The sequence below is a fragment of the Cryobacterium sp. M96 genome, from assembly GCF_002929845.1.
GTDB classification, from domain to species: domain Bacteria; phylum Actinomycetota; class Actinomycetes; order Actinomycetales; family Microbacteriaceae; genus Cryobacterium; species Cryobacterium sandaracinum.
On record NZ_PJJS01000053.1, the window covers coordinates 86,027 to 101,369 of the forward strand.

The following is a 15,343-nucleotide window of genomic DNA, read 5'->3' on the forward strand; positions in this document are numbered from 1 at the left end:
AAGGTGTGGCGGGCGATCTCGACCGCACGTGGCGGCCTCGTCGGCCGAACAGGTGGTGACCTCGGATCCGATCGCAACCGCCTGGGAAGAGGCGCTGCGGCTCAGCCAGACGCAGGTCATCGCCGCGCTGCAGGCCGCCAGCTGTGCCGACCGCATCATCCTCCTGGCCGATGGTCGCGTGGTCGATGACCGCGGCCGGTCCACCGCCGAGCAAATCAGCACCATGTTGCCGAGCATGGAAGCACGATCGGCGCGGTGAGACGACGGAGGGCCGTGATCCGGGGCACCGACGGTCTGATGACGGTCGGGCCGCTGCCCCCCGGAATTACGGGTGCACGGAATCGTCGGACTGCGTGTCGCAGACGCCTCGATTATGCCCTCGGCAATGTCCGGCAACACGGATGCCGCCGTCGTCGCCATCGCGGAACGCGCTGCTGCCCTCATCCCGGGTAGCCGTGCGGCGGCGCACGCGCGGATACCCAACGAAGGATCGGTTGGCCTACTCCGGCTTGAGGATGACTTTGGTCCAACCGTTGGTGCGTTCGCCAAAGTTCTTATAGGCATCCGCGGCTTTGCTGAGGGGGATCTCGTGGGAAACGATCCAGGATGGCTTGGCTTTGCCCGCGGCGATCAGGTCGCGCAACTGCCGATTGTACTTCTTCACCGGGCATTGTCCGCTGCCTATGCTTTGACCCTTAAGCCACTGCAGGCCATAATCAATGGCAAGTTTGCCCTGCTTGGCGTTATCGTCGAAGCCGCCGGGATCTGCCGGAAGGAAGACTCCGACAACGCCGATTCCCCCGGTGATGCGCACGGACTGGATCAGCCGATTCAGAGTCATGGCGGGATCTTCGGTGCCCTGGGGGTCGTGGGCCTGATAACCCACGCATTCACATCCCCGGTCCGCGCCGATACCCTTGGTCTGGTCCAAAACGAACTCAACCGGGTCCGTCTTCGAGTCATCAATGGCGATCGCACCGATCTGCTCGGCGAGGGCCAGCCGGTCAGGGCGTCGATCCACGACCCAGACTTTACTCGCGCCCTTGATCGTGGCGGACAGGGCGGCCATCAGTCCGACTGGACCCGCACCGTAAATCACGACCGTGTCACCGGGGATCACTCCGGCCATCTCGGTAGCGTGGTAACCGGTAGGGAAAATGTCCGACAGCATCACGTAATCGTTTTGCTTTTCTACCGCGTCTTCACCCAGGCGCAAGCAGTTGTTATCGCCGTAGGGCACACGCAGCATTTGGGCCTGCCCGCCGGGATACGGACCCATGCCAGCGAAGCCGTAGGCGGCGCCCGCGCCGACCGGGTTTGGTTGAGTGGTCATGCAGTAGTTCGTGAAACCGCGTTCGCAATTCTTGCAAAACCCGCAGGAAATATTGAATGGCAGCACGACCCGATCGCCGACCTTGACGGCGTCGACGCCGTTCCCGATCTCGATGACCTCACCCATGTTCTCGTGACCAAAGGTGCGCCCGACCTCGAAATCGGTGCGTCCCTCGTACATGTGCAAATCGGAACCGCAAATATTTGTCGCTGTGATGCGAACAAGAACGTCAGTGGGGCGTTCGATCTTGGCATCCGGAACGTCTTCAACGTTGACCGCGTTGGGGCCTTTATAAACGACTGCTTTCATTTCTTTCACTCCCTAAATTTTGACCATGAAAGACGGAAGATCCGCCCTCACTTTCGGAGGTGCATTTACGGTGAATGTCCGGGCAGAGTCTCAGGCTGCGCGGAAAATGTGCATGTCCCAGATCTATCACGATCGCACATGACCCGCCACTGCGAGGATGCGACCGAATTCGGGTTGCGCGTTGCCCCCTGCCAGCGCCAGGGGTGCCTCGTCGACACCACGAGGTGGGCACCGAGGTGGGTACCGAGGCATTCTCTCTTACGACGGAACGGCCGCTAGCCGTTCGGCTATCGGGCGTTCAGCGACCACCGCGTCAGAACGTATGTGAAATCGTCGGTCAAGCGCTATTGTGCCGGTTTGGTCATTCGGCGACGCGAGTCGCGTCAATTCCGGAGCGGTCTGCATAGCTGGTCGATTGCACGAACCGTCCAGGAGGCGCGCGTTGAGCCGGATGGCTCAAGGACGTTCAGGTTCATTCCAGAGTTGAACGCATCCGGCGGACAGGTCATTGGTTCGACGGCGAGTCCAATTCTGTCGATCGAGGGTACTAATTGATCAGCCGTATGCACCTGAACCCACGGGCATTCGGGACCCCAGATCATTTCCACTCCACTGCCCGCGGTCGTCGTCAATCGAAGTGTCGCCATGCCTTCATCGTCCCGGTCGAAGCCAGTGAATGCATGGTCGATGAAGGTGTCATCGATAGTCCGCGGCGTGCGGAAGTCAAACACGGCAAGATCACCAGCATCGAGATCACAGAGGTGAAGGGGAATGAGGCGGTCATGAGTCACGGTCAGGATTCGCTGGGCTGCGAGCTCCAGCGTCCAGTCGTTGACGCGGCCATCGCCGGCAACAAGGTACGGGTGCGGAGCGACGCCAAAAGGGGCGGCATTTGGACCGGCATTCACTGCCGTAACTGCCGTTCGAAGGCCACCGGCGTCAAGCGCAAAATCCACCTCCAGCGTCACCCGGTGGGGGTATCCAGGCCGCGCTTCGACGGTTGCCGCGAGGACGAGCCGATCGGCCGCCTGCCTGACCACTGCAAAGTTCAACCAGGACACGAGTCCATGGAGAGCGTGACCCCTCGACGGCTCGGTGATGCTGAGCTGTTGCTCGACACCACCGAATGTGTACTTTCCATCCACGACTCGGTTCGGCCACGGCGCCAGGATGGCGCCGCGAAAGAAAGGTCGCACCCCAATTGGGTTACTCGGGGGTCAGGACCCGAGGAATGTCGGCGTCCCATTCGGTCTCGGCAACGTGAAGTGCGCGGTACGTGTAGTCCGTGTCCCACCCGTGGAAGACGAGATAGTCCTTGCCATTCAGACCAAAGACCAGGTCTTGGCCACCAGGGCCGCGATATAGGCCCCCCGACCCTTCGGTCGAGAGGATCGGACCCGTTTCCTTCGTCCACGGGCCATCGATTGAGGCAGCCGTTGCAGCACCGACCGCATATCGGTCGTCTCCGTAAGAGTTAGCGGAGTAGAGCATCAGGAGTCCTGTACCTCGGACCACAATGGTGGGAGCCTCGATAAGGTTGCCCTCCCAATCCTCGGTTTGCTTCAGGATCCTGATGGGATCGCCCGTGATGCTGAGCCCGTCGGGAGACAGCGTGGCCGCCTGAATCCAGGTGTCGAGGTCGCAACAGTTACCGTCATTTTTCCAGACGAGGTACAAGGCGTCGTCGATGAGCACGGTGCTTGCATCGATCGCGCCGCCTTCGTCTTCTGGACAGATGATCATGGCGTCGCTCTGAACGATGAACGGTCCGGCCGGGTCGCTGGCAGTGGCTACACCAATGCACTGCAGCGTTGGCGCAAAATTCGTCGCCGTGAAGTACATGACGAATGAATCATCGGCGAGTCTCGTCACCTCAGGCGCCCAGGTCTTTCCCGGAATAATCCAGCTTGGGAGATCCGGCAACGCGTCCGGTAACACCTCCCAATCGAGGAGATCGGTGGAGGAGGCGACCTGCACGTTGCGGTTGTTGTCGTTGGTGGCATACGCGAAATAAGTGCCGTCGACCTCCACCACGTCGGGGTCTGCGAAATTCGTGTTGAGTACCGCAGCGCCTGCTGCGGCAGACGCCGGAGGTGCCGAGTGCTCCGGAGCCGCCGTGCAGCCACTCACCGCGAAGGCGGTCATGATGGCTCCAGCCACACACGCTACCGCTGCGCGGCGAGCAGAGGTCAACACGTGCTATCCCTTCACTCCGGAGCGAGAAACGCCCTCGATGATAAAGCGCTGGAGGAAGATGAACAGCGCCAGCACGGGCACGCTCGCGACAACCGCGCCGGCCATCAAAAGGTCGTAGCGCACCGCATTTGCGGACTGAAGCGTGGACAGTCCAGCTGGCAGTGTTTGTATCTCCGGGCTGAACAAGACGTAGACGGGCCAGAGGAAGTCGTTCCAGTTGCCGAGGAAGGCGAGCAGCGCGAGTGTTGCAAGTGCGGGTTTGGCGAGCGGCAGAACCACTTGCATGAAGATGACGAATCGGTTCGCCCCATCGAGCCGGGCGGCCTCCTCTAACTCGATCGGCAGGCCGACGAAGAACTGTCGCATGAAGAACACTCCGAATGCGGACGCCGCCGTGGGAATGATGATCGCGACGAGCGAGTTGAGCCACCCCAGTTCGCTCACGATGAGGTAGTTGGGAATCACCAGGATTACCGGCGGCACCAGCAATGTCGCGACGATGATGACGAAGACGAAATTCTTGCCGCGAAACTGCATTCGTGCGAGCGGATACGCCGCCAATGACGCCGTGACGACGACGAGCGTGGCATTGAGGGCGGCTGCGACCATGCTGTTTGCGAACCATTGCAGCACCGGAGTCGCAGTCCCGGGAGCGAGGATAGACGCGAAAGCTTGTACGGAAATTGGATTGGGAATCCACGCCGGTGGAATAGCCGTTGCGTCAGCCCGGGTCTTGAAGCTGGTCACGATCATGAAGATGATCGGGCTGATGAACGCGATTGCGATCGCGCCGAGAACGACGACCCGAGTGATTGTGCCACTCCGTCGACGTGCACTGCGTGCACGGGAACCTGCACTGATCCTGGTCGTGAGAGCGTTCACGAGCGCACCTCCTTCTTGAGCTTCTTGGGCTGTTTCTCGCGAAAGATGTAGAAGACAAAAGCACTGATCGCCATGAGGAATACGGTCAGTACATAACTCATCGCTGCGGCGCTGCCCATCTGAAAGTTGCGCAGACCCGCGTCGGCGATCTGATATATGGCCGTGCGCGTTTCACGTCCGGGGCCGCCCTGAGTCATGAGATAGGACTGGCCAAACATGTTGGCGGATGCAAGAAGGGTGATGATCGTGATGAACGAGAGGATGGGCTTGAGCCCGGGGATCGTCACGTGCAGGAACTGCATCCACGGTCCGGCCCCATCAACACGTGCGGCTTCGTAGAGTTCGATCGGGATGTCCTGAAGGCCGGCAAGGTAAATGACGGCGTTGAATCCGAGCGTCCACCAGACGGTCACTCCCACGAGCGCGACCCAGGCCGCGGGCGTCGTTGTTGTCCAAGCGGTGTCATCCGGAAGTCCTAGGAGTCCCAGATAGTGGTTCACCAGCCCGATGTTGTTGTCGAGCAGGTATCGCCACAGCACCGAGATGACGGCGACGCCGAGTACGTAGGGGGCGAAGTAGATTGCTCGGAGAAAGTCCCGTCCGGGAAACTTCCTGCTCATGAGTAAGGCAACGGCGAGCGGGACGATCAGGAGCAATGGCACGCTGAGTACCGTGAAGATGCCGGTGGCCCGCATGGACCCCCAGAACGGGCCAAAAACCGTCGATCCGGGTGAGAACAAGGCGACGTAGTTGTCGAGGCCGACAAAGGGTTTGTTCGGCAACGTGTAGTCCCAGGAATGAAGACTGATCCACACCCCTAAAACTGCCGGGAGGACGACGAAGCTGCCAAACAGAAGCAGGTAGGGGGCAAGGAATAGCCAGGGGGTGGCTATCCCCTGCCGCCGAGTGCCCGCTCGCACTCCACGATTTTTCTGCGACTCCGGGTCGGAGGCCGAGGGGCGGCGCGCCCTCCCCATGGGGAGGGCGCGCTCACCGACCTTCGTCGACACTGGTCAGTCCCCGAACGAGGCTTTGTTGTCGGCCATGAGTTTCGTCGCCGTGCCGGCGGCTTTTTTGAGCGCGTCACTCGGCGTCGTCGTTCCCTGAACCCCGTCGGCGACTGCGATTTCGAGGGTCTCGGCCTGAACCCCACCGATCCCGGGAATGGGCGGCAAGAAACGCATCGAATCGATCGTTGCCGCGATTGCTTCCTGCGGCAGGCCGTCGAGGGCACCCGCATCACGCACCGACTGGCGAGCGGGGATCATGCCCGAGCCTGCCCACTCGGCGGACTGCTCGCTCATCCAGGCGATGAACACCTTCGATGCGTTGACCTTGTTCTGGTCCGCGTTTGCCTGGCGGGGAAGGAAGAAGTTATGGGAGTTGGCCCATACGGCATCCGTGTCACCAATTGTGGGGACCGGGGCGACCGCGTAAGGCAGACCGGACTCGGCGAGATCGTTGATCTGCCAGATGCCGTCCCATGTGATCGAGGTCTCACCATTCTTGAAGGCGACGTACTGAGAGTCGATGGCGACGTCACTCGGGCTGTAACCGTCGTCCACGATGGAGCGCTGCCACTCAAGTGCCTCTACCCCGGCTGCTGAATCAAACGTTGCCCCGTCGTCACCATATGGTTCACCGTCGTTCTGCCACAGCACGGAGAGGTTCATGAGGTGGCTCGGCCACCGCGTCGGCATCCAGAATGGAGTTTCGTACCCAGCTGCTTTGAGCTTGTCGAGCGCCTCCTGGAAGGAAGCCGCGTCGGTCGGGGCCCCTTCGATCCCAGCGGCGGCGAAATGTTCGGTGTTGTAGTACATGGCCAGTGAATGCACATCGAGCGGAATGCCGTATCGGGCGTCCTTATAGACGCCGGCATTCCAGACTTCGTCGCTGAAGTCATCTGACGTGAGACCCAAGTCCTCAGCGAGATCGTCGATCGGTACTATGACGTTTCGCGCGGCATTCGACGCGAGCTGGTCCAGGTGCATCACGCCGACGTCGGGACCCTCGCCGGCGGTCACCGCTGCGGGCAGTCTCTGGTAGAAGTCGGTCCACTGCATCGTGTTCGAGACAACCGTGATGTTGTCATGCTCAGCATTGAAGTCGGACACCATCTTCTCCATGAACGGACCGTCCCCGCCGGTGAAGCCGTTCCAGTAGGACAGCTCCACTTCAGGTCCGGTGTATTCACCGGTGAAGGGCTCACTCGCCGCCTGCCCGGTTCCGCCCGCAGAGCATCCGGCCAGTACCAGCATGAGTGCGGCACCGAGAGCTGTGGCCCCAATCACTCGCCGCCCCAGGAAGTCTTTCTGCTTCATGATCGTTCGTCCTCCTCATCGAAAACATCGCTCCGCGACTCATGCGCGAAGCGGGCCGCCCATTCCCCGCACCAATCGGAGCGGCAGACGAGCGCCTTCCGTCAATGTACAGCGCTAGAAAGATGTTTGTCTAGTCTGCGAGGATCCGCGACAAACACCGTTTCCAGCGCCTGGCCACAGTCGCCTTAGGATGGACCGGACGGGACGGGACAAACATGGCAAGGGTTCGACTAATAGACGTCGCGGAGCTCGCGGGCGTATCCATGAAGACCGTCTCAAACGTCGTTCACAACTATCCTCACGTGGCCCCGGCGCTCCGCGAGAAGGTGCAAGCGGCAATTGACCAGCTCGGCTACCGACCCAACCTTACGGCGCGGCGTCTGGCTACCGGAAGAACCGGAATGATCGCCCTGGCAATCCCCGAAATCGACCACCCGTACTTTTCGGAACTCTCCCGTCACATTGCCGAAGAAGCAACTCGACGAGGATACCGAGTCATCATCGAGCAGACCTTGAGCGATCCCGTCGCGGAACGGGCGGTACTCAGCGATCGGGAGGCTGGGCTGGTCGACGGCGTGATCTTTCACCCCGTCCGCATGGAATCGCTCGACATTGCGAAGCTCGATCCTGGCACTCCGCTGGTCTTGCTCGGCGAGGCGGCCATGCCTGTCATGACAGACCACGTGATGATCGACAACATCTCGGCCGCTCTCGATGCCACGCGGCACCTCTTAGCGAGAGGATGTCGACGCATCGCTTTTCTCGGTGTCATAGCGGCGGACATCACTGGTTCGACGAATCAGCGCCTTCTCGGCTACCAACAGGGTCTCCTGGAGGCCGGGGTCCAGCTGGATCCTGAGCTGGTATTCACGGCCTTGGAATTCACGGCTGAAGCAGGCCTTCGTTCGGTTGCCGAGGCGATTGAGCGCGGGGTGTGTTTTGACGGCGTGGTCAGCCGCGACGACCGGTTTGCGATCGGAGCATTGAAAGCCCTCCATGATTCCGGGCGATCGGTACCCGCAGATGTGGCCGTGGTCGGTTGGGACAACACCTTCCTGGCCGCGTACACGTCCCCGACACTCACCTCCGTGGCGCCGAGGAAGACCGCTATCGCCGCGGCTGCTTTCGATCTCCTCGAGGAACGAATCGCTGGATACCGGGGGGTTGGCCGCCACAGGATCGTGGGGCATTCACTCGAGGTGCGCGAGAGCGCTCCATTTGCTCCTTGACGCCTCGACCGACACTCAGACTTTACAGCGCTGTAATTTGGCGGCATGATTGCGGTATGTCGCGTTCTCTCCCGATTTCTGCCAGTGCCCAGGGTGGCGTGTATCCCCGCCCGCAACTTGTCCGCCCGAATTGGCACGATCTCGCCGGCGAGTGGGCATTCGAACACGACGATCACGACATCGGCAGAAGCGAGAAGTGGTTCGCAAACCCTGCACACCTTGGCCGGGTCATCACTGTTCCGTTTCCGCCTGAGTCGGAGATGTCAGGAATCGCCGAGCCGGGCTTCCATCCCGTTGTCTGGTATTCCCGCATCATCAGCCCCGAAGACGTGGCCGCGAGCGGACTGTCCCGCGGGCGTGACCGAGTGGTGTTGCATTTTGGGGCGGTCGACTACCGCGCATCTGTGTGGATCGATGGCCAGTTCATCGGGTCTCACGAGGGCGGCCAGACGCCATTCTCCTTTGACATCACCGAAGCTCTGTCGCCCCAAGAGGACTGCGTGCTCGTGGTTCGTGCCGAGGATGACCCCCACGACGTAGCTCAGCCGCGGGGCAAACAGGATTGGCTTGAGGATGCGCACGTCATTTGGTACCACCGCACTACGGGGATTTGGCAACCGGTCTGGCTCGAGTCTGTGCCGGATCAGCGCATCACGGCACTGCGTTGGATTCCAAACGTGCCGGCTGGGGACGTCGCGATCGAGGTGGAGCTGACGCGGCGACCGGCGCCGAGCGTTACTGTTCAGGTGGAACTGTCCATCGCGGGCGAAATTCTCGCCCGGCAGTCTTTCTTGGCCGTTGAGCCGCGATCACAGGCAACCATTCAGATTTCTCGGCAGGCGAACGGTCAGGCCTGTGAAGCTCTCCTCTGGTCACCGGAAAACCCACGACTGATTGACGCGCATGTCTCGATCATTGCTGACGACGGAAGCATTCTCGACGAGTCCTTCTCCTATTTCGGGCTTCGCAGCGTCGGTGTCGCGGGCGGCAGGTTCCTGCTCAATGACCGACCGTACTTCGTACGATCGGTGCTGGAGCAGGGCTACTGGCCGCAGTCGCACCTCGCTGCGCCCTCGGCCGAAGCTCTGCGAGCCGAAGTGGAACTCATCAAGGCCCTCGGGTTCAACGCCGCGAGAATCCATGAAAAGGTCGAGGACCCTCGATTCCTCTATTGGGCGGACCGGCTCGGCTTGCTCATTTGGGGTGAAATGGGCAGCACCTACGAGTTCTCTTCGGAGGCAGTATCGCGAGTCACCCGCGAATGGACCGAAGTAGTGCGCCGCGACCGATCGCATCCGTCAATCGTCACCTGGGTTCCCCTCAACGAGAGTTGGGGTGTTCAACAGATCGCACACGACGACGCCCAGTTGAGCTTCGCCCAGTCGCTCTACCACCTGACTCGCGCGCTCGATCCGAGCCGCCCCGTCATCTCCAATGACGGCTGGGAACACGCCATATCTGACATCCTCACAATCCACGACTATGCGGGCACGGCCGAGCAGCTCGACGCCAATTACAAGGACATCGACGCCATCCGATCCCTCGTTGCGGGTATGGGTCCGGCAGGGCGTCGCCTGCAGCTCATCCCCCGCGAAGTCGATGGCCAGTCGATCATGGTCACTGAATTCGGCGGGGTCAGCTTCGCGCCCGATGCTGCCGATGACTCGTGGGGCTACACGACAGCTACAAGCCATGAGGACTTCGAAAATCGTGTATCAGGTCTCGTGGGAAGCCTTCGGGACAACCCGATCCTCTCGGGCTTTTGTTACACCCAGCTGACGGACACAATGCAGGAGACCAACGGCCTGACCGACGCGAACCGGGAGCCCAAACTGCCGATCGCCGTCATTCGCAGCATCGTATCCGGGGAGAACGCACCCCTTCCCCGGGTGGCGCGGGTCGCTGCGTCGAGCCTGCACCCAGCCACCGGCTGAGGACACCTGCGACCGGCTCCACGCACTCGGTCTCAGTGAGTGCACGCAGGTATTGAGATCGGGCGTGGAGTTGTGCCTCTGCTCGAGTTTCAGCGAGTCCGACGACGGCCGCACAGGCGGCCGTGGCGACGATGTCCAGCAGGAACCCGGAGACGGCGCTTTCGAACCGCGCGCCCCGGGTTCGGAACCAGCCAAGTCGACCGGCATAAAACCCCTGTGCGGGAGAAAGATTTGTGCGATCACCTCGACCCGGATCTGCATCGCCAGGTGAGCCAGGAAGAAAACCAGAGCGATCACGCCGTCAGAACGGATGCTCCGCAGCACCGTGAGCAAGAACATGAACGTGGCGAGAATGAGCGGAAGCGTACTATGCACACACGCCTCTGCACGGGCACCGGCCAAAAACACGTTTCACCCGCGCCCCCGAACGAATTCGACGGAGATTTTGGCAAAAGCGGTTAGGTTAGCTTGAAAAACTTCCCTCTTTCCCAAAATCTCCGTCGAATTGGTTCACCACCGAACCGAGCTCCTGGTCGTGCGGTCTCCGGCTCGTGAACGCCTGTTGGGCACGTCGCGCATCGTCGAGGGAGTGCCCCCTCGACCACCGCCGAATTGGGTGAGGCGAGGTGCCGGGGCTCGGAGCCGAGCCGGACGCCGCTACTGCACCGCGGAGGTCAGCCGGGCGAGATTGTCGAGCACCGTGGAGCGCAGCGGCTGCTTCATCCATTCCGCCAGGGTGAGTTCACGGCTGTCCTCCCGGTAGCCGTCTTCCACCGCCCGCAACTGCTGCACGAAGGAGCGTCCGCGCACCATCATCGATACCTCGAAGTTGAGGCTGAACGAGCGCATGTCCATGTTGCTCGACCCGATCACGGCCACCTCGTCGTCGATCGTGAAATGCTTGGCGTGCAGCACGTAGGGAGCCTTGTACAGGTAGATCTTCACGCCCGCCCGAAGCAGCTCCTCATAGTAGGAGCGCTGCGCGTGGTAGACGAGGGCCTGGTCGCCGACCTCGGAAACGAACAGCTCCACCCGCAGCCCGCGCTGAGTGGCCGTCGTGATGGCGTACATGATCGACTCGTCTGGCACGAAGTACGGGCTCGTGATGATGATGCGCTCCTGTGCATAGTAGAGCAGAGCGAGGAACAGACGCAGGTTGTTCTCGCCCTCGAAGCCGGGTCCGCTGGGCACGACCTGGCAGTCCAGGGAGTGCGGCACAACCTCGGTTGACACCGGCTGGATGTCCCGGGTCAGAAGGTCGTTGGTCTCGCTGTACCAGTCGGTGATGAAAATCGCGTTGAGACCCGACACGATCGGTCCCTCGACCCGCGTCATCAGGTCTTTCCACTTCAGGCCGCGACGGATGTTCCCCGGCATGTTGTACGTGCGGTCGATGACGTTCTGCGACCCCATGTAACCGACCGTGCCGTCGATGATCAGCACCTTACGGTGGTTGCGCAGATCCGGCCGTTGCCACTTTCCCTTGAGCGGCTGCAGCGGCAGCAGGAGCTCCCACTTCACGCCGGAGTCGGTGAGCCGGCGCAGCGTCTCGCGGTAGCCGAGCTTGCGCATCGACTGGATATGATCCATCAACACGCGCACGGTCACGCCGCGCTTGACGGCGTTTTCGAGGGCGTCGAAGAATGGTGCCGTGGTCGGATCCAGGGAAAGAATGTAGAACTCGACGTGCACGAAATTGAGGGCCCGATCGATGTCCGTGACCATCTCGGCGAACGTGCCCTCATAGTCGCCGAGCAGGCGGGCCTCGTTGCCGCCGACCAGCGGCATCGCCCCCAGATTGCGGTTGAGTTCGACGACCGAGTCGAGCCAGAGCGGCCACGGATGATCGCGACGCACCTGATCGATTCCCTCGGTGCTGTCGAGGATGAACTGGTTGATCTCCTCCTGCATTTCCAGTCGCTTTTTCGGCAGGGTTCGGTAGCCGATGAGCAGGAAGAGTAAGGCGCCGATGAAGGGCAGGAAGAAGATCGTTAGCAGCCACGCCATGCCCGATGTCGGCCGACGGTTGCGAGGAACGACGACGATTGCCACCACGCGAATGGAGAAATCGACCACCAGGGCGATCACGAGGATGATGGTCGAGATGTCGATGCCGAACATTCGGTGCTACGTAACCGGTTTATCGAGCCCGAGCTTGGCGCGCTCTTCCGCCTCGATCCGGGCGTAGACCTTACGCTCCGTGCGGTCCGCCCGCACGATGGAACGCATCACGATCCAAAAGATCAGCCCGACGGCGACGGTGGGCAGGAGCGCCCAGAAAGCGCTGACCCAGAAGTTATCCATGATGTCTCCAACGATACGGGAAAACGGCGGGCGGGCGCGCGGCGTTTACGTGTTCAGCAGCCCTGCGATACCGGTTCCGATTGCGTAGATCCCGGTTCCCCCGACGCCGACCCAGATCGAGATTTCGAGCAGGGACGGACGACGACGGACGCGCGGGATCGGTTGGCCGGGCACAGGCTCGCCGGGCACAGGCTCGCCGGGCACAGGCTCGCGAGGCGGATTCGACCTCATCGGATGATCATTTCACCAGTGGGAACAGGATGGTCTCCCGGATTCCCAGCCCGGACAGCGCCATCAGCAAACGGTCGATGCCCATGCCCATGCCGCCGGTTGGCGGCATCCCGTGCTCGAGGGCCCGCAGGAATTCCTCGTCGAGGCGCATGGCCTCGGGGTCGCCGCCGGCGGCGAGGCGCGCCTGTTCGACGAAGCGCTCACGCTGCACGACCGGGTCGACGAGCTCGGAGTAGCCGGTGGCCAGCTCGAAGCCGCGCACGTACAGGTCCCACTTCTCGACCACCCCGGCCACACCGCGGTGGCCGCGCACGAGCGGGCTGGTGTCGATCGGGAAGTCCAGCACGAACGTGGGGCGGGTCAGGCCGCCCTTCACGAAGTGCTCCCACAGCTCCTCGACGTACTTGCCGTGGATGGGGTGGTCGATATCGAGCCCCTCCGTGTCGGCGAGCACCTTCAAGTCGGCGAGCGGAGTGGCCGGCGAGATCACGTAGCCCACGGCCGCGGACAGGCTGTCGTACATGCCGATGCGGTCCCAGTCGCCGCCCAGGTCGAATTCGGTGCCGTCGGCCCAGGTCACCACGTGCGAGCCGGCGATGGCGAACGCGGCATCCTGAATCAGTTTCTGGGTGAGGTCGGCGATCGAGTTGTAGTCGCCGTAAGCCTCGTAGGCCTCCAGCATCGCGAACTCCGGCGAGTGGGTGGAGTCGGCGCCCTCGTTGCGGAAGTTGCGGTTGATCTCGTAGACCCGGTCGATGCCGCCGACCACGGCGCGCTTGAGGAACAGCTCCGGCGCGATCCGCAGGAAGAGGTCGGTGTCGAACGCATTGCTGTGGGTCGTGAACGGGCGAGCGGATGCGCCACCGTGCATGACCTGCAGCATCGGCGTCTCAATCTCGATGAAGCCCAGCTCCGTGAAGGTGCGGCGCAGGCTAGCGACGGTCTGCGAGCGCTGGATCACGCTGCGGCGGGCCTGCTCGCGAATGATCAGGTCGAGGTACCGACTGCGCACGCGGGTCTCCTCGCTGAGCGCGGTGTGCAGGTTCGGCAGCGGCAGCAGCGCCTTGGCGGCGACCTGCCACTCCGACGCCATGACGGAGAGCTCGCCGCGGCGGGAGGAGATGACCTCGCCGGAGACGAAGAGGTGGTCGCCGAGGTCGACGAGGTCTTTCCAATCGGCGAGGGATTCCTCCCCCACCGCCCCCAGGGAGATCATGGCCTGGATGCGGCTGCCGTCCCCGGACTGCAGGCTCGCGAAACAGAGCTTGCCGGTATTGCGCAGGTGCACGACGCGGCCGGCGAGGCCGACGATGACGCCGGTGACGGCATCCGCTTCGAGGTCGCCGAACTGCGCACGCACGGCGGGGATCGTGTCGGTGACGGGCACGGACACCGGGTAGGCGCCGCCGGCGGGACTGGTCGCGGCGGCGTTCAACCGGTCACGCTTGGCCAGGCGCACGACCTTCTGCTCGTTGGTCTCGGCCTCCGCCGCTGCGGCGGCCACGATTTCGGCCTCGGTCGGTGCTGGGTTCTGCTCGCTCATGCGGTTCTCCGTGGCAGGTGGCGGCCGGGCGATGCCCGTCGCTCCCGCGCGTGCTCATTGATGTGACGACGTGTTGATGAAAGGTCGGGCTGGTGAGGGTCTGGCTGGTGACGGTCGTGCGGGTGGTGCGGCCTAGGGAAGGTCCAGGGCCACGTTGTCGATCAGCCGGGTGTGGCCGACCAGCGCGGCGACCAGCATGCGGGCCGGGCCGTGATGCTCGCCCCCGACCGGAAGGAAGGTCCGCGGGTCGACGACAACGAGATAGTCCAGTTTAACCAGCGGCTGCACGTCGATCCGCGCGTGGGCGGCCTGCAGTGCGGCGCCGACCCCCTGGGCGGCGACGGATGCTGCGGCCTCGAGCCCCGCGGACAGCGCCCGGGCGGCGGCGCGCTGCGCCGGTTCGAGCGCGCGGTTGCGGCTGGAGAGGGCGAGGCCGCCGTCTTCGCGCACGATCGGGACGACCTCGATGCGGGTGCGGAAGTTGAGGTCGGCCAGCATCCGTTCGACCAGGAAGACCTGCTGCGCGTCTTTCTGGCCGAACACGGCCACGTCGGGGCCGACGATGTTGAACAGCTTCGCAACCACCGTCAGCATGCCGTCGAAATGCCCGGGGCGCGCAGCGCCCTCGAAGAGGCTGCCGACCGCGCCGGCGACAACCCGGGTGGAAGCGGCGCCGTCCGGGTACATCAGCTGGCTGGTTGGCGCGAATACGAACGGCACGCCCTCCGCGGCCAGAGCCGCGACATCGGCCTCGAGCATGCGCGGGTAGCTGCCGAGATCTTCCCCGACCCCGAATTGCAGCGGGTTGACGAAGATCGACACCACGACGATGTCGCCGAGGCTGCGGGCCCGGCGAACCAGGGTCAGGTGCCCGGCGTGCAGGGCCCCCATGGTCGGGACCAGCACGATGCGTGGTCGCCCGAGCCCGGCCTCGCCGCGCCCGGCGCGCGCGCTCTCGATGCGGCTCTGCGCGTCGGTCAGGCGGCTCCGCAGTTCCTCGATGCTGCCGATGACTGCTGGTTTGGTGAGCACGTTCACTCGTCCTCCGGTGTGTTGCGGTT

At 62.8% G+C, this 15,343-nt stretch carries 13 protein-coding genes and 1 pseudogene; 4 read left to right on the forward strand and 10 right to left on the reverse strand.

What is annotated here, in order from left to right:
• Positions 1-28: 28 nt before the first annotated feature.
• Both CXY79_RS13370 and CXY79_RS16775 read left to right on the forward strand, forming a co-directional pair.
• On the forward strand, positions 29-259 hold the full coding sequence (locus tag CXY79_RS13370; protein WP_104102413.1) for a hypothetical protein: 231 nt from the start codon (positions 29-31) through the stop codon (positions 257-259).
• 72 nt (positions 260-331) lie between these two features.
• A pseudogene (locus CXY79_RS16775) lies at positions 332-421 on the forward strand (GMC oxidoreductase); the annotation flags it as partial.
• A 78-nt stretch (positions 422-499) separates the two neighbouring features.
• Here the strand turns inward: CXY79_RS16775 and CXY79_RS13380 are convergent.
• The 6 genes from CXY79_RS13380 to CXY79_RS13405 all read right to left on the reverse strand — a co-directional run bounded on the left by CXY79_RS13380 (position 500) and on the right by CXY79_RS13405 (position 7,041).
• Positions 500-1,642: a glutathione-independent formaldehyde dehydrogenase gene (locus CXY79_RS13380; protein ID WP_104102415.1), complete on the reverse strand. Its 1,143-nt coding sequence runs from the start codon at positions 1,640-1,642 to the stop codon at positions 500-502.
• A 383-nt stretch (positions 1,643-2,025) separates the two neighbouring features.
• Positions 2,026-2,838: an aldose 1-epimerase family protein gene (locus CXY79_RS13385; RefSeq protein WP_255409042.1), complete on the reverse strand. Its 813-nt coding sequence runs from the start codon at positions 2,836-2,838 to the stop codon at positions 2,026-2,028.
• Between the two features lie 10 nt (positions 2,839-2,848).
• A complete protein-coding gene (locus CXY79_RS13390; protein ID WP_104102419.1) occupies positions 2,849-3,787 on the reverse strand; it encodes a glycoside hydrolase family 43 protein in 939 nt (312 codons plus the stop codon).
• A gap of 54 nt (positions 3,788-3,841) precedes the next feature.
• Positions 3,842-4,720, reverse strand: a complete 879-nt coding sequence (locus CXY79_RS13395; RefSeq protein WP_233191484.1) for a carbohydrate ABC transporter permease — start codon at positions 4,718-4,720, stop codon at positions 3,842-3,844.
• Positions 4,717-5,730, reverse strand: a complete 1,014-nt coding sequence (locus tag CXY79_RS13400) for a carbohydrate ABC transporter permease (RefSeq protein WP_233191485.1) — start codon at positions 5,728-5,730, stop codon at positions 4,717-4,719. The genes CXY79_RS13395 and CXY79_RS13400 overlap by 4 nt, the downstream gene beginning before the upstream one ends.
• A 3-nt stretch (positions 5,731-5,733) precedes the next feature.
• Positions 5,734-7,041, reverse strand: coding sequence for an ABC transporter substrate-binding protein (locus CXY79_RS13405; RefSeq protein WP_104102422.1), 1,308 nt, complete (start codon positions 7,039-7,041; stop codon positions 5,734-5,736).
• Between the two features lie 215 nt (positions 7,042-7,256).
• Between CXY79_RS13405 and CXY79_RS13410 the strand changes: the two genes are divergently transcribed.
• Positions 7,257-8,270, forward strand: coding sequence for a LacI family DNA-binding transcriptional regulator (locus CXY79_RS13410; RefSeq protein WP_104102425.1), 1,014 nt, complete (start codon positions 7,257-7,259; stop codon positions 8,268-8,270).
• Positions 8,267-10,204 (forward strand): sugar-binding domain-containing protein, encoded by a 1,938-nt coding sequence (locus CXY79_RS13415; protein WP_347232374.1) that lies wholly within the window; start codon positions 8,267-8,269, stop codon positions 10,202-10,204. The genes CXY79_RS13410 and CXY79_RS13415 overlap by 4 nt, the downstream gene beginning before the upstream one ends.
• Before the next feature lie 657 nt (positions 10,205-10,861).
• Here CXY79_RS13415 and cls read toward each other — a convergent pair.
• From cls to panC, 4 genes are all read right to left on the reverse strand, one after another.
• On the reverse strand, positions 10,862-12,325 hold the full coding sequence (cls, locus tag CXY79_RS13420; protein ID WP_104102434.1) for a cardiolipin synthase: 1,464 nt from the start codon (positions 12,323-12,325) through the stop codon (positions 10,862-10,864).
• Positions 12,326-12,331: 6 nt separating this feature from the next.
• Positions 12,332-12,508: a hypothetical protein gene (locus CXY79_RS16255; RefSeq protein WP_166784554.1), complete on the reverse strand. Its 177-nt coding sequence runs from the start codon at positions 12,506-12,508 to the stop codon at positions 12,332-12,334.
• A 238-nt stretch (positions 12,509-12,746) separates the two neighbouring features.
• Entirely contained in the window at positions 12,747-14,282 is a 1,536-nt protein-coding gene (gene lysS / locus CXY79_RS13425) for a lysine--tRNA ligase (RefSeq protein ID WP_104102437.1), read from the reverse strand.
• 132 nt (positions 14,283-14,414) lie between these two features.
• Positions 14,415-15,314 (reverse strand): pantoate--beta-alanine ligase, encoded by a 900-nt coding sequence (gene panC, locus CXY79_RS13430; protein ID WP_233191489.1) that lies wholly within the window; start codon positions 15,312-15,314, stop codon positions 14,415-14,417.
• Positions 15,315-15,343 lie beyond the last annotated feature (29 nt).